Here is a 14,332-nt window from a genome sequence, read left to right on the forward strand (position 1 = left end):
CCCGAAAAGACAAGAGCAGCTCTGATTCCGGGCATGCCGGCGGGCTATTTCAGTTCCTGTTCGATCTGTGCCTGCGCATCGTCCAGCGCTTCCTTTATGTCCCGTCCGTCTTCGAAAATTTCGTTGAGCGTCGTCGTGTACAGCACGTTGTTGATCGTCGGCGAAGCCGGCGTCGATTTGATCAGACGGATTTCATCCTTGATATCGTTCAGCACGTCAAACGGGTTGTTGACGAAATATTTCACGAATTGGTTTTCGGGATTATGCGTCACGTCCTTCATATTCCATACGTCCATATTGATCGGGTCAAAGCCGAGCGTGTTCCAGATTTCGATGTTCGCGTCGAGGGACAGCTTGGCGTAAGCAATGAAGTCTTTGGCCAGCTGAACGTCTTTGGCCGTTTTGGTGACGACGGTACCTGTTCCGCCTCCGCCGTAAGAGCGCGGCATTCCTTTTTCCATGACCGGAATCGGCGCAAGTGCGATTTTACCGGACAGGTCAGGCATGTAGTTCGTGTAACGCGACATCATCCACAGCGGCATGAAAGCCGTCGCATATTTTCCTTCGTTAAACTCGCCGTAGGCTTCCTCCGTGTCCGGCTGTCCGCCGGCAATTGTGGCGATGACGTTGTTATCCTGCAGGTCTTTCAGCACCTTCAATCCTTTAACCATGGCGTCCGAATTGACGATCGGATTGCCCGCATCATCGGTAAAATCGCTTTTCTGCTGAGCCAGCATCATCGATGCCTCCCAACCGGCGCTCGTATCCGCCGTGCCCATGTATTTGCCGGTCTTCTCGTACACCTGCATGCCTGCCTTCTTGAAATCGTCCCAGGTGACGATCGATTTGTAGTCCACACCGGCTTCCTTTAGAATTTCGGTGTTATAGAACGCAACCGACGCACCGACGTGGGTCGGAAGGCCATAAACTTGGCCATCCTTGCTGTACAGGTCCAGCCGGGACTGAACCAGCGTATCTTTGACTGGGTCGGCCACATCGTTCAGCGGCTCCAGCTGCGGCGTTCCTTTTAGAAAGTCCGGAAATTTACCGACTTCGATGTCTGCAATATCCGGTGCCCCAACGCCTGTCTGTACCGCGATCGAGAGCTTGTTATGCATGTCGTCATACGGCATGACCGTGACGTTCAGCTTGATCTGGCGGTCCGGGTTCGCCGCGTTCCACTTCTCCAGCATCTTCTTAAAATGCTGCCCGTGCAGCTCCACAAATGTCCAATAGGACAGCTCGGTTGCCGTGTCGCCGGCCCCTCCGTCCAGGACGGACGTTTTGCCTTCCGCACTATTGGAAGACTTGCCGCATCCCCACAACATCGTCGTCATCGTGACGACCAGCAGCAGCATCAGCCATTTTTTCTTCATATCCAGGATCCTCCCTTAAGTTTCAATGATTTTTCTTGCCGCCAAGCACTTGCAGGACAAAACAAATCTGACTGACCAAGAACGGGTGACCTAAAAACATGAATAAAGCGCTTTCATTTGTGTCTGATTTCAACTCTCCTGCCGGGTCCGGCGGCTCCTCATCTCAGGAACCATTCTTCCGGGCGACTCCCGCAAGCTGAACCGGGGCAGCTTCGATAGGTTGCTGCGAAGATGACCTCCTCGGTTTTAATGTTTTCTAAAATAATTCAATACATATTGAATGAATCCGTTTGCAAGTATAAAATAACATACAGGAAATGGAGTTGTAAATATAAAATCTAAAACATTTTATATTTTTTTAAAACATAATAACAGGAGTCACATTTAGCTCCAATACGTCCTTTTCTTCATTTAGCTGCCCAAACTAGCTCTTTTATCCCTTTACTTAGCTGATCGTTATCCTCATTGTCTGCATTCCACCCCAACCAATCGACATTTTTCCGCACGTTTCTTCTGACGTCCCTACTATTTTATGTTTTTGTAAAATAAAAAACAGAGTCTGCGCACCGCTTTTTTTCGGGTTTATGTAAGTAATTTTGTCAAATCCACGGCATCGACAGAATGTTATGAACAAAAAGTGAACGCTCACAAAAACAGATTGTAAACTAATATTACATCCATTTATAATAAGAGGTATACATCAACCGATCATGTCATTTTATATAACATTTCTTTTGTGGAGGGATGTTTGATGACCCGCAGACGGAAACCGGTATTAAGAAGAACCCTGATGACGACGATTGCCGCTACTGCCCTGCTGACCAGCTTGCTTCCGGCAGCGTCCGATGCTTCTCCGGAAAAGGGCTTATCTGCTATCGCGTCAGCCCTGACTCCCATCCTCCAGCAGGCGGAGAAGGACGGGATTCGCATGTCGGTCGGCATCCGCGACCTCAGCGGCTACTACGGGCATGAAACGCTGCTGCTTGGGTCGCGGGAACCCTACATGCCGGCCAGTACGATCAAGCTTGCCGTCGTATCCGCATTGATGCAGCAGGTTGACCGGGGCGAGCTGTCCCTGGCCGATCAGGTCAGGGTAACGCCCGAAGAAGTCGTGGGCGGCAGCGGATCGCTGCAGACCGAAAGCTTTCCGCAGGACCTTACCCTGGAACGCCTTGCCCGCCTGATGATCACCCAGTCGGACAACACGGCGACCAACGTGCTCATCGACAAGGTCGGCATGAACAGGGTCCAGCAGCTGATGGACCAATTGGACCTGCGGACGATGCACCTTGGACGCAAAATGTTTGCGGCTGCCCCCTCCCCCGCCCAGGACAATTACATCGACGCCGCGGATTTGACGGAGCTGCTCGGCCAAATCTATCAGGGTTCCTTCCTCAGCGTCTCCTCCAGAAACCAGATCATCGCCTGGATGGCCCGGCAGGAGGTCAACACCAAGTTTGGAGCTGCGCTGCCTGATGCGCCAATCGCTCATAAAACCGGGGAAAACGCCAACGTCACCCACGATGCCGGGTATTTCCTTGTACCGGGACATGAGCTCGCCGTCTCCGTGCTGCTGCAGGTAACGACAACCCAAGATTTCGACGAAGCGCAGCGGATCGGCAATCCCATCGTGCAAAAGGCCGCCAGAGCCATCTACAGCGAGCAGGTCAAGGATCAGGAAGCATCCGCCGGCAGTCCGCTCACCCGCGCGGAGTTCACTTCCCTGGTCGCCCGGGAACTTGGCCTGGCATCCGCTGCGGATCAATCCAGCCAATTTCACGATATCCGTGACGACAATCCGTTTGCAGGCGATATCGCCGCAGCCCGTCAAGCTGGCCTCGTGCGCGGAACCGGTGAGGGCTTGTTCAATGGGTCTGCTCCAATCACTCGTGCTGAAATGGCTGCGATTGCGGTTCGTGCCTATGGGTTCATTCACCGCGAAGCCTCGGCGTCAGGGGAAGCTCCCGAAGCCAACGAAGCCACCGTTCCCTCCTGGGCCGCAGGTTATGTCAGCCAAGCTCTCCAATTAGGAATGATGGAGCCTGCTGCAGCGCGAAGGACGGACCAACCTGCAAACCGGCAGGACGGGTCCCGATTCATCACCGGCATGTGGAACTTTACTCGCTGATCCGGTCAGGCTTCATCTAAGCTGCCGCTTTATTCAACACACAAAGGGATGCCCTGCCGTCATATCGGCGTAAGGGCATCCCTTTTGTCTTTATTCCTTGCTTTTTCGTTGGGCTAAGCACGCAAGGACGATACCGGATCAGCGGCTGTTCCCTGATCCATTTTGCCAGCATCCCCCTCATTCCTTCACGGATCCCAGCGTAATCCCCGTAATAAAGAACCTCTGCAGAAACGGATAGATGACCAGCACGGGAATCATCGCTATGAAAATTTTGGCCGCATTCAGCGTCCGGTTCGACAGTTCGCTCATCCGCTGAATCTGTTCGGCCGTCATCGTGTTGGCATCGATCACCACCACCATCTGCTGGATATACGTCTGAAGCGGATAATGGTCCGCCGCCGACATCAGCACCAGCCCGTTAAAAAATTCGTTCCAATGGTACACGATGCTGAACAGCGTAACCGTGGCGATGACCGGCCCCGCGAGCGGGACAAAGATCTGGATCATCATCCGCCAGGGGCCCGCACCGTCGACAAGCGCTGCCTCCTCCAACTCTTTAGGCAGATTGCGGAAAAAGTTAATGACAAGGATGACGCTGAATACCGGTACGCTGTTGCCGAGAACGAGCGCCCAAATGTTGTTGATGAGCCCCAGCGACTTTACCGTCATGTACCAAGGTATCAGTCCGCCGTTAAACAGCATCGTAAACACGAGGATCCACATGAGAACATTGCGATACGGCAGCTCCTTGGCATTTTTGGATAAAGGATACGCCATCAGCAGAATGACCACAAAGTTCAGCCCCGCCCCGAGGATGACCCGCTGCACGGATATCCAGAACGAGTTAAAAAATTTGCGGTCTCCCATCAGCTCCTGGTAAGAACCGAGGTTGAAACCGACGGGCCACAGCCCGACCCGGCCCGAGCTTGCCGCTGCATTGTTGCTGAGGGATACGGCAAGGGTGTACCAGATGGGCAGGATGCATAAGATTGCGATGCCTACCAGGATCACGATCAGCGCAATATCAAACAGCCGGGAGCCTGCCGTGTTGTCTTTTACCATTGAACATGCACTCCTTTTGTCATCAAAAGATACGGTAGTTGGCAAACCGGTAAGCGAGATAATAGGAGATCGTGATCATCAGGAAGCTGACCACCGATTTAAGCAGGCCCATGGCGGTCGCCAGGCTGAACTGCAGATTGACCAGCCCCGTCCGGTAGACCCAGGTGTCGATAATGTCGCCGCTGGAATAGACCAGCGGGTTGTACAGATTGAAGATCTGCTCAAAGCCCGCGTTCAGCACGTTGCCAAGGCTGAGCACTGAGAGCAGCACGATCGCCGAGACGATGCCGGGAAGCGTCACATGCAGCATCCGCTTGAACCGGGTCGCCCCGTCGATCGCAGCCGCTTCGTAAAGAGCCGGGTTGATGCCGGTCAGCGCAGCCAAATAAATGATCGTGTTAAACCCGAATTCCTTCCACACGTCGCTTCCAACGATGAGGGCCGGAAACAGGTCCGCCCGCCCGAAGAACAGGACCGGCTTGATATGAAACACCGACAAAATTTGGTTCACCGGACCGGTGTAGCCGAAGATATCGAGCAGAATCCCCGAAAGGATAACCCAGGACAAAAAATGCGGCAGGTATACGATCGTCTGAATCCAGCGCTTCAAATACCGCAGCCGCAGCTCATTCAGCAGCAGGGCAAAGACGAGCGGGATGATCAGATTACCTACAATTTTGAGCACGGCGATCACCAGGGTGTTGACCAGAATCGTGACGCTGTCGTTCAAGGAAAACATATATTTGAAGTTTTCAAGACCGACCCATTCCGAATGCAGAATTCCGAGGCCCGGGTTGTAATCCTGAAAAGCCATGACGATGCCGAACATCGGAACGATGCTGAACAAGGTCAGCCAGATCATTCCGGGGAGAAGCATCAAGTAATAGTGCTTGGCGAATCCCTTGTTAATCATCTTGCAGCTCCTTCCTTTTCCGGGTCATATGCTTAAATAGGGGAGGCGCCGGATCGGTTTCCGGCACCTGCCTTTCCTTGGAGCGTTGAAAGCTTACTGCTGCGCGATTTCCGCTACTTCTTTGAGGATGTCGTCTCCGCCCTGCTTCCGCCAGTCCTTCACGAACTGATCAAAGGTGTCCAGCGGGGCTGCTCCCATAATAATTTTCAGGAACGTTTCCTTCTCCATCTTGTCGAGCGTCGCCCACTTGCTCTCCATCGTTTTCGTTTGGGAATAAGTCAGGCTGTACGTCTTTTTATAGGGCTCCATCAGCGGCGCAATGCCGACCAAGGTGGAGTAGAGCCGCTTCCAGGCGCCCAGATCCGCATTCGGGTCCCAATACTGGATGTCCATTTTATCGTACGGTTCGAGCTTCACCTTCTTAATGTTCTCGGCATCGGCCTTCAGCAGCTTGTAACCCGGCAGATCAAGCTCCTCCGGCTTTTTGGTGCCGGCGAGCACTTCCTTCATCGCGTTGTAGGTCACGTACATTTCGTCCATTGGCGCGAACACGATGCGCAGCGGGTAATTCCCAATGCCGACGCTGACGTCGAATTTGGATTCGTCCCGGAGCAGAAGGTTTTCCATTTTAATCGCAGCTTCCGGATGCTTGTAGCCTTTGCGGACGACGAGATATTGGTTGGACGGCGTTCCCATATGAGGTGTGAACTCCCCGTTCTTGTCGAGCAGGGTGTAGGCCTGCCAGTTCGCCTTCGGATTGTTTTTGATGGCGTCCGCCAGCGGCCCGTACCCGCCTGCCCACCACAGGCCGAAGTAGATCCCGGATGTGCCGTTCTTGATCAGCTCCTGCGCGTCCTTGCGGATGCTCATTTCCGGATCGATCAGCCCTTTGGCATACAGGTCCCGGAGTTTGGCGAGCGCCTCCTTCGTTTCGGGTTCGATGGATCCGTAGGTTGGATTCCCGTCCGCACCCTTCAGCCAAAAGCCCGGATACGCGTGATAGGCGCCGAAGATCGGATCAAATCCGTAGTTGTTGTTGTTAGGATTGATGAAATCCGCATTGAGCAGTCCGCCGGATTGCGGGCCGCTGATGCCGATGGTGTCGTTTTTGCCATTACCGTCCGGATCCTGTTCCACAAAGGCTTTGGCGACCTTCTCCAGCTCATCGACGTTACGCGGGACCTCGAGACCGAGCTTGTCGAGCCAGTCTTTGCGAATCCACATAATATGCTGCATGTCCGATTCCGCCGTCACGTTTGGCAGCGCATACATTTTTCCGTCGAAGGTGACGGATTTCATCGCAAGCCCATCCGTCGAATCGATGATCTTTTTCAGCACAGGGGAGGCATACTGCTCGTATACTTCCGACAGGTCGGCCAACTGGTTGCTCTTGACCATCTGCCGCAGCTGCGTGTCCGTCACGACGAGCGCATCCGGAAGGTCGTTGCTGGCGATGGCCAGATTTACCTTTTGCTGATAATCCTTGCCGACGCCGGCCTGCCAAATAATTTTCGTATCGATATTGAGGTTGTCTTTGACGTACCGGGTATACACGTTGTTTTCCGGTGAGTCTCCTGGCGGAAGGCTCTTATCTGCCGAGTCCACCTCTTTGCCGATGTTGATCGTAACGGTTTCGCTGTACTTGCCGAACGGGTCCACCGGATCTTTGGATACGTCGGCTTCCTTCTCCGAAGCGCCGCCGCTGCCGCAGGCCGACAGAACCAGCATCAGGCCCGCTATCGCCAGGCTCATCATGGATTTTGCTCTCATCTTCTTCGCCCCTTCTTTCGCTCTTGGTTTGCTTGCACCTTTAAGGTAACACAGGATTCCGCTTTTCCCGGTTAGACGGAAGTTTCAGGTTGAGATAGACAATTGACTTCAAATCGGGAGGATGTCAGCGGTTTCACTGAAGCGTTTTCGACGAATTTCCTACCTGCCGGAGGACATTTCTCTACCCTTTTCTATCCAGATCCGATTGATTCCGATATTCGCTCGGCAGCAGCCCGGTATACTCCCGGAAAGAACGGCTGAAATACTTTTCATCCTCATAGCCGACGTGCTGCGCGATCCAGAGGACGGTTTTGGTCGTATTCCGCAAGTAATGTTTGGCTTGATCCAGACGGATGCGGCGCAGGTAGGCGTTGAAGTTGGTCCCGACAATTTCCTTGAAGCACTGGCTGAAATAGCTGCGGCTCATGCTGACCCTGCGGGCGATGTCCGCCGCCGTCACCGGCTGGCCCAGCTCCTCGTGCAGCATGGATACGGCCGTCATCACGCTCTGAACGACTTCGGGTGAATACGGCGCCCTGCCCCATTCTTCGCGAAGCTGCTTGCGAACGCCGTCAAACCATGCTACGACTTCGAACCAGGAATTCAGCGGGGCGGGCAGGCGAATGCGAGTCGTTCCGGTTTTACCGGCCAGCTGGTCCAACCGGTCGGCCAGCACGTACAGCCGCCCCGAGAGCTCCGCCTGCGGCAGCCGCAGTTCTTTCAGCTCCTGCAGATTTGCCTGAAACAAACCTTCCCGGTAGATCCAGCCCGGCGAGAGCCACTGGGCCATTACGGTGAGTGTAAGATCATCATTTACGGGATTCACGCTCTGCACGAGCGCTGACAAGGATCGATCCATGACCTTTACGGCCGGGTCATACTCGTAAAAAAACTCCCCTTCGCAGTACCTCCGCACCTGGTCATGGACTTCGGCAGGCATTCGGCCCTGGATACCCTTTAACCGGATCAGCGTCCACCCGGCGTCCGCTGAAGCCAATCGTACCAGTTCATCCAGTCCCTCCTCCTCCTTCTCCCCTCCCCCGAGGGTAAAGAACAAGACTTGGCGCCCCAATTCAGCAAAATGCTCCGCATGCCGGACCGCCCACTCCACCACAGCACCTTGTTCTGGATCGCGGACCACTGACAGCAGCGCATAACCCCTGTCCGTCGCAAAGGATTCGTCAGGACTGCTTGCCCCAGGCAGTATGCGCAGCTTCCGAAGCCGCCCTTCCTGCTCTGTGATGCGGCGATGAATCCGTCCCAGCACCTCCTCGAACCGTTCCTTCTCCAGCTGGACCTTGGCGATATAATCAATCGCTCCCAGCCGGATCGCTTCCTGGATGTATTCGAAATCCTGATGCAGGGTCAGCACCGCAATGTAAACCTCCGGATGCCGTTCACGCACCAAGCGCATCAGCTCCATGCCGGACATAACCGGCATTTCCAGATCCGTCAGCAGCAGATCGACTTCATGATTGTCCAGAAATTCCAGCGCTTTTGCTCCGTTATTCGCCTCCCCGATCACCTCCATCTCGAAATCCTGCCAGGGCATCACCGAAATGAGCCCCTTCCGGACCAGTTTATCGTCATCGACCACGAGCACTTTAATCATGATCCGCACCTCCTTCATTAGGTAAGCTAAGCTTGATCGTCGTCCCTTCTCCGAGCCTGCTCGATACACCGAGCTTAGCCCTTTCGCCGTAATGCATCCCGATGATCCGGTTGACGTAACTCATCCCGATGCCCATGCCGGCACTCCGGTTACCGCCCTCCGCGGACAGCAGCGCCTCGATTTTGTCCTCGGGAATGCCCGCTCCGTTATCCCGGATGGAGATCTCGATTTGATCCAACTGCCGTACATCCACCTGGATATAGCCGTCGTCGTCCAATCCGTGATAGAGGGCGTTCTCGACGAGCGGCTGCAAAATAAACCGGGGAATGGGCACATCCAGCACCTCCTGATCAACGTGGATATGGACGTCGAACTGGAAATCGTAGCGGATCTGCTGCAAAATCAGGTACTGCTTTACCGCATCGATCTCCTCCTGAATGGTGGATGTCTGGCCGAGCTTTCCCAGATTGTAATGCAGCAGTTTGTTCAAGGAAGAGACAAGCCTGTCGATTTCCTCCTGCCCATTCATGACCGCGATCCAGCGGACGGTATCCAGGCTGTTCATCAGAAAATGCGGGTTGATTTGATACAGCAGCTTCTCCACCTCCAGATCCGCCCGCCGTTTTTCCTTGGCCTCGACTTCCCGGAACAATTCCCAAATTTGATGCTTCATTTGCTGAAAGCGTCGCACCAGCAGGTCGAATTCCGGAATATGGGTGCGGGCGGCCGGACTGCCGATGCGACTGTCGGCCATCTGTTCGATTTCCCGGTGAAAGCCGCGAAGCGGGCGGTACACCATTTTCCACAACAGCCAACCCAACAGCAGGCTCATGCCGAGAAACAGCAGCGAAAACAGGCCGATCTGCACGAACCAACGGTTCATTTCGCGGTTATAGTCCGCCTTGGACGTTAACGAGACGATGCTCCAGCCTTGATTGCTTGTTTCTTTAAACCAGTAATAGCCTTGTTCCGTGCCCGACGACTTGGCCTGGTCGAAATGCGGAAACTTCGTTCCGACCTGAAACGAATCCGGGGCGTCGCTGTAGGCGATCCGCCCGTCGTTATCCACGAACACATGGGAAGCCGTCCCGCCGACGGCATCATTATTCAATATGTTCTGCGTTAGCTTAAAGCCGGTCTCCATGTAAATGTACACGCCGTCCAGGTTAGGCAGATCCACTTTGCGCATGGCCGAAAGCACGTATTGGTTGTCAAAACGGCTGTTGCTCACATGCGGTCCGTAGTACGAAATTTGGCTGTACTGGGCCAGCAGGGGGAGTTTCTCTGGAGCGAAGCTGTCCTTGACGCCCGTATTCTCCAGTTCATAGTGACGGTCGTTCATAAAATAATACATGGCCAGTCCGATACTAGGGTTGGTGAACGTAATCAGGCCGAGCTCCTCCTTCAAATCGCTGAGCGTTTTCGCCCGTTCGAATGGCTCCTCTGCCGACAGCATTTCACTCAGCTTGTTTCCGACGCTTCCGCCTACGGCGAACTGCTGCGACACATGGTTGAGGTTGTTGATGGAGTTTTCCAGGGAGAGCTCGACCTGCTTGAGGTTGCTCTGGATACCGTTTTGGATTTTGTTGGTGAGGATGGAGTAAATGGTGAAATACGAGATGAGCACGATGCTGACAAACGGAATCAATGAGCTGAACAGAAAAATGATCATAATCCTTCGTTTCAAGGTCAAATAATGATAGATACGTGCCTTCCACCTTGTTTTCATGGCATTCATCATGGCAGTCCCTCTTTTCTCATGCTTGGCTTGGCCCCTCCTTCAGGTCTTGGAAAATGAAATGGGAGAAGATCAGATGTAGGTTAACACAGGCGAAGCCAGGCATGCATTAACGATTTATCGCGTTAGCCCAGGAAAATACTCTGCATGCGGTAGCTGCGTAGACAACGGCAAAAAAAGCCCGGCAGAAACGGCGATCGTTCATTCGCTGTTCCGCTGGGCTTTTACGGTGACTTTTTTCAAGCTCAATCAGGCGGTGCTTAATAAATCTTCTTCATCAGATCCATCACTTCATCCAGGGTAAGGCCGAAGGATTTGTAGTATGCAGTATCGTTTACCATCTGCTTCAAAATCATTTCATCGCGTAGACGCAGCTTGTCTTCAGGTGAGAAATCGGCGACAAAGCACCCTTTTCCCGTGACCGTGTTGATCAAACCGCATCGCTCGAGTTCTTCCCAGGCTTTCTTTACGGTGATGACGCTAACACGCAGCTCCTGGGCCGCTTGCCGGATCGGCGGTAAACTATATCCGCTTTCCAGTTCCCCTTTCAAAATTTGGGCGCTGATTTGTTCGAAAAGCTGCTGGTAGATCGGTTTTTCGGAGTTGTTCGAAATCGCAATGTTCATTGGATCTCCACTTTGTGGAAACGTTTAACCGCAATCCGGTAAGCAATCACAGTGAGTGCGATGAAAATAACGATTCCGGCGATCATTAAGGATGCTTGAAGTGCCACATTGTGGACGCCGCTGCCATTAAACATGTCGGACACATAGGAATTCTGGATTCCGATCCATTGCGCGAGTCCGGCAAAAATCATCGCCCCGGTAATGCCCGCCAGCGCCGCCCCGCCAAATTTATACGCCGTCTTGTAAAACATGGGGATAAAGAACACGTTGAAAACCGCAAACATCACAAAGCACAGTCCCCAAAAACCCGGATACGGTCCGAAGAAAACGTTGTGTATTTCCCCATAGAGACGAATATTGATGATACCAAAGATGATGGCCATCAGCATATGAAGCATTTCCAGGATGACAATGACAAGCACCCTGGCCTTGACCATATCTGTTTTGGTGACAGGCATCATCGAAGTAAACATCAAATCGTTTTGTGACCGGAACTGGCCAAATGTATTAGGGACCGTGATCCAGCAAAAATACAGCAGCACGATAAAATACAACCAGCCCGGTATGAGCATCAACGCGCCCAAAACGACAGGCACCAAAAAAAACAACGGATTGATCCCCAATTTTAAATCCTTCATTACCAAGTTATACATACATATCCTCCTTTTTCGCGAAATAAATCATAATCTCCTCAAGAGTGGGCCGGGCCGCTTTCACATCTAAGGAAGGATCGAAGTCTTTGGCATGGATCAATCCCGTAAAGCCGAACGAATTCGTTTTGTAGGAAATCAGCTGCGCCTTCACCGGGTCCAGCTGACTCACGCTACCGTTCAGTAAAAGGTAGGATTCAATAAACTCTTCTTTCACGGCACTGTTGATGATTCTTCCGTTATGAATATAGGTAATGTAATCCGCACACTTTTCCAAATCCGATGTAATATGCGTTGAGAACAGGATGCTGATTTCACCCTCTGCGACGAGCGATTGAAAAAGATCGAGCAGATCGTCCCGGGCGATCGGATCCAGCCCGCTTGTCGGTTCATCGAGAATCAGAAGCTTTGCGCCATGGGATAAGGCAAGGGCCAAACTGTACTTTACTCTCATCCCTGTCGACAACTCGACGATTTTTTTGTTTTCATCCAATTTGAATCTTCTTAAATAATACGAATAAATTTCATCATCCCAGTTGGTATAGAACTTTTTAACCACTTCCGTCAATGCTTTTATTTTGCTCCGGGTATAAAAGTCGATGCCGCCAAACGCATATCCGATGTCCTGCTTCAATTCGATTTCGTGTTCGGCAATGTTCTTGCCGAATATCCGCACTTCGCCGCTGTCGATATGAATCAGATTCAAAATCGATTTGATCGTCGTCGTCTTCCCCGCCCCGTTGGCGCCGATAAAACCCATAATATAACCTTTTTCCAGCTGAAACGTCACGTCTTTCAACTGGAAATTCGGATAGGTTTTGCTTAAGTTTCGAATGTCTAATGCCAGCATACCGTTCCTCCTCGATAAATTGTGTATATCGTGTATGCACAATATATCATCGCACCTTGGATGAAGTCAATGGATGGAAGGCGGAATGTTGAAAAGATTTTTATCCAAAAGGCATGAATTTAAAACCGCCCGGCGTTCTCCAAAGGTTGTATCGCATTCAAAAAAAAGAAAAGCATTGCCGCATCGGCACTGCTTTTCTTTGGGTCTAAAGGGATCATATTGGCCGCTCCTTGTTCTGGACTGGCGAGAGGAAGGATACGGCGGAATGGCCGGAGTTGCTTTATTTGGCCGGTAAAAACTCGGTGGTAAATACGTTGGCGATCGGCTCCGCTTCCTTCAAAACGCCGACTTCGATGAGCTGCTTCTGCACCTCTTCCCACCGCTCCTTCGTCATGGTACCGACGCCCTGCTCCGCCGCGTCACCGCCGAATACGAGATCCATCTCCTTTTCGGCGCTGTACTTCATCATATCCAGATCCATATCCGGGTTTTGCTCGTGGATGGCTGGATTGATTTCCTCGGCGTGGCTCTTGTAGTAATCCCACCCTTTTACCGTAGCTTCAACGAACGCTTTGACTTTGTCCGGATGCTCCTTGATCATCTTCTCGGTCGTAAAATAGACGTTGGCGTAAAGGTTATACCCGGAATCCGCGATCAGCAGCGTGCCGACGTTCACTCCCTGTTTTTCCAAAGTATAAGGCTCGGATGTGATGTATCCCTGCGTCAAAGCGTTAGGGTCGTTCACAAAATTGACCAACGATCCCGTATACTTCAGTTCCTTGACCTGATCCAGCTTATATTTGCTTTTCATGTACAGCCAGAAACTCGCCGTCGGAGCGACGTAAACCGCATGTCCGTTCAGGTTGGAGAAGTCCTGGATTCCCGCTTCCTTATGATAAATCAGCACCTGCGGGCTCTTCTGAAACGAGGCGGCGATGGCTACAATCGGAATGCCCTCCTGCCTTGCAACCAGAATGTCGTCGCCGTTCGCGATGCCGAAATCGGCTTTGCCGGAAGCTACGATCTGTGTGGAGGATACCTGCGGACCCCCGGGTGTCAGCGTCATGTCCAGTCCCGCGTCCTTATAGAAGCCTTGTTGGACGGCCGCGAAGTTGCCGCCGTGTTCCGGTTCGGCGAACCAGTTGAGAACCAAGGTGGATTTCTCCAGCTTCGGCTCTGCGGAAGCCGTCCCCGTCTTTTCCCCGGAGGATGCTGTTTCCGGAGCTGCCGTTTTCCCCGAACAGGCGGCCAGCACTCCCGTCATCAATACGGCGCATAAGGACAATGCCATCATCTTCTTAACACTGCGTTTGTTCGCTGTCATTTTCGTTGCCATGTTACCCATCCCCCTTAGGACTTGACTTTCTATGCCTATCATAGGAGATACGTCAAATTAGCGTCAACAAATATACCGTCGTTTTGTAATCACGAACAAAAAATCAAATTAAATGTGTAACGAACGCCTATTCACTAACATTACTACGTCTAATTTGTAAATTATACTTACATGAACCTGACTAAAATTGTATTTGTCTTTACCCGCCCGTGGCCCGTAAATTCCATTGGCACAATCCAAAAAAGCCGTTTGCGCTTTTCGACACCCTTAG

The 14,332-nt window shown here is 52.3% G+C and carries 11 protein-coding genes; 1 reads left to right on the top strand and 10 read right to left on the bottom strand.

What is annotated here, in order from left to right:
• Positions 1 to 44: 44 nt before the first annotated feature.
• The gene (locus KI379_RS16130; RefSeq protein WP_145132434.1) at positions 45 to 1,376 is read right to left on the bottom strand and encodes an ABC transporter substrate-binding protein; all 1,332 of its coding nucleotides are present in this window, start codon (positions 1,374 to 1,376) and stop codon (positions 45 to 47) included.
• Between the two features lie 751 nt (positions 1,377 to 2,127).
• Here KI379_RS16130 and KI379_RS16135 point away from each other — a divergent pair.
• Positions 2,128 to 3,504 carry a serine hydrolase gene (locus KI379_RS16135; RefSeq protein WP_212984185.1) on the top strand — a complete coding sequence of 459 codons (1,377 nt, stop codon included), beginning with the start codon at positions 2,128 to 2,130 and terminating at the stop codon, positions 3,502 to 3,504.
• A 177-nt stretch (positions 3,505 to 3,681) separates the two neighbouring features.
• Here KI379_RS16135 and KI379_RS16140 read toward each other — a convergent pair whose 3' ends face one another.
• The 9 genes from KI379_RS16140 to KI379_RS16180 form a co-directional block, all read right to left on the bottom strand.
• Positions 3,682 to 4,566 (bottom strand): carbohydrate ABC transporter permease, encoded by an 885-nt coding sequence (locus tag KI379_RS16140; protein ID WP_076171504.1) that lies wholly within the window; start codon positions 4,564 to 4,566, stop codon positions 3,682 to 3,684.
• Between the two features lie 22 nt (positions 4,567 to 4,588).
• The gene (locus KI379_RS16145) at positions 4,589 to 5,479 is read right to left on the bottom strand and encodes an ABC transporter permease (protein WP_089547818.1); all 891 of its coding nucleotides are present in this window, start codon (positions 5,477 to 5,479) and stop codon (positions 4,589 to 4,591) included.
• Between the two features lie 93 nt (positions 5,480 to 5,572).
• Positions 5,573 to 7,249 (bottom strand): extracellular solute-binding protein, encoded by a 1,677-nt coding sequence (locus tag KI379_RS16150; RefSeq protein WP_089547819.1) that lies wholly within the window; start codon positions 7,247 to 7,249, stop codon positions 5,573 to 5,575.
• Between the two features lie 181 nt (positions 7,250 to 7,430).
• Positions 7,431 to 8,861, bottom strand: coding sequence for a response regulator transcription factor (locus KI379_RS16155; RefSeq protein ID WP_212984186.1), 1,431 nt, complete (start codon positions 8,859 to 8,861; stop codon positions 7,431 to 7,433).
• Positions 8,854 to 10,602, bottom strand: coding sequence for a sensor histidine kinase (locus KI379_RS16160; protein ID WP_244879312.1), 1,749 nt, complete (start codon positions 10,600 to 10,602; stop codon positions 8,854 to 8,856). Before KI379_RS16160 ends, KI379_RS16155 begins: the two co-directional genes overlap by 8 nt.
• Positions 10,603 to 10,859: 257 nt before the next feature.
• Positions 10,860 to 11,225, bottom strand: a complete 366-nt coding sequence (locus KI379_RS16165; RefSeq protein ID WP_212984187.1) for a GntR family transcriptional regulator — start codon at positions 11,223 to 11,225, stop codon at positions 10,860 to 10,862.
• Positions 11,222 to 11,878 carry an ABC-2 transporter permease gene (locus tag KI379_RS16170; RefSeq protein ID WP_089547821.1) on the bottom strand — a complete coding sequence of 219 codons (657 nt, stop codon included), beginning with the start codon at positions 11,876 to 11,878 and terminating at the stop codon, positions 11,222 to 11,224. The genes KI379_RS16165 and KI379_RS16170 overlap by 4 nt, the downstream gene beginning before the upstream one ends.
• Positions 11,871 to 12,725 carry an ABC transporter ATP-binding protein gene (locus KI379_RS16175; RefSeq protein WP_212984188.1) on the bottom strand — a complete coding sequence of 285 codons (855 nt, stop codon included), beginning with the start codon at positions 12,723 to 12,725 and terminating at the stop codon, positions 11,871 to 11,873. The genes KI379_RS16170 and KI379_RS16175 overlap by 8 nt, the downstream gene beginning before the upstream one ends.
• 280 nt (positions 12,726 to 13,005) lie before the next feature.
• On the bottom strand, positions 13,006 to 14,061 hold the full coding sequence (locus KI379_RS16180) for an ABC transporter substrate-binding protein (protein WP_212984189.1): 1,056 nt from the start codon (positions 14,059 to 14,061) through the stop codon (positions 13,006 to 13,008).
• Positions 14,062 to 14,332: the final 271 nt, after the last annotated feature.

It is taken from the genome of Paenibacillus cineris (genome assembly GCF_018333335.1).
GTDB classification, from domain to species: Bacteria; Bacillota; Bacilli; order Paenibacillales; family Paenibacillaceae; genus Paenibacillus_AQ; species Paenibacillus_AQ favisporus.

What these genes read in the sequence shown, in the direction of transcription:
- KI379_RS16130 (WP_145132434.1), bottom strand. Translation starts at nt 1,376, where the DNA reads ATGAAGAAAAAATGGCTGATGCTGCTGCTGGTCGTCACGATGACGACG.
- KI379_RS16135 (WP_212984185.1), top strand. Translation starts at nt 2,128, where the DNA reads ATGACCCGCAGACGGAAACCGGTATTAAGAAGAACCCTGATGACGACG.
- KI379_RS16140 (WP_076171504.1), bottom strand. Translation starts at nt 4,566, where the DNA reads ATGGTAAAAGACAACACGGCAGGCTCCCGGCTGTTTGATATTGCGCTG.
- KI379_RS16145 (WP_089547818.1), bottom strand. Translation starts at nt 5,479, where the DNA reads ATGATTAACAAGGGATTCGCCAAGCACTATTACTTGATGCTTCTCCCC.
- KI379_RS16150 (WP_089547819.1), bottom strand. Translation starts at nt 7,249, where the DNA reads ATGAGAGCAAAATCCATGATGAGCCTGGCGATAGCGGGCCTGATGCTG.
- KI379_RS16155 (WP_212984186.1), bottom strand. Translation starts at nt 8,861, where the DNA reads ATGATTAAAGTGCTCGTGGTCGATGACGATAAACTGGTCCGGAAGGGG.
- KI379_RS16160 (WP_244879312.1), bottom strand. Translation starts at nt 10,602, where the DNA reads ATGATGAATGCCATGAAAACAAGGTGGAAGGCACGTATCTATCATTAT.
- KI379_RS16165 (WP_212984187.1), bottom strand. Translation starts at nt 11,225, where the DNA reads ATGAACATTGCGATTTCGAACAACTCCGAAAAACCGATCTACCAGCAG.
- KI379_RS16170 (WP_089547821.1), bottom strand. Translation starts at nt 11,878, where the DNA reads ATGTATAACTTGGTAATGAAGGATTTAAAATTGGGGATCAATCCGTTG.
- KI379_RS16175 (WP_212984188.1), bottom strand. Translation starts at nt 12,725, where the DNA reads ATGCTGGCATTAGACATTCGAAACTTAAGCAAAACCTATCCGAATTTC.
- KI379_RS16180 (WP_212984189.1), bottom strand. Translation starts at nt 14,061, where the DNA reads ATGGCAACGAAAATGACAGCGAACAAACGCAGTGTTAAGAAGATGATG.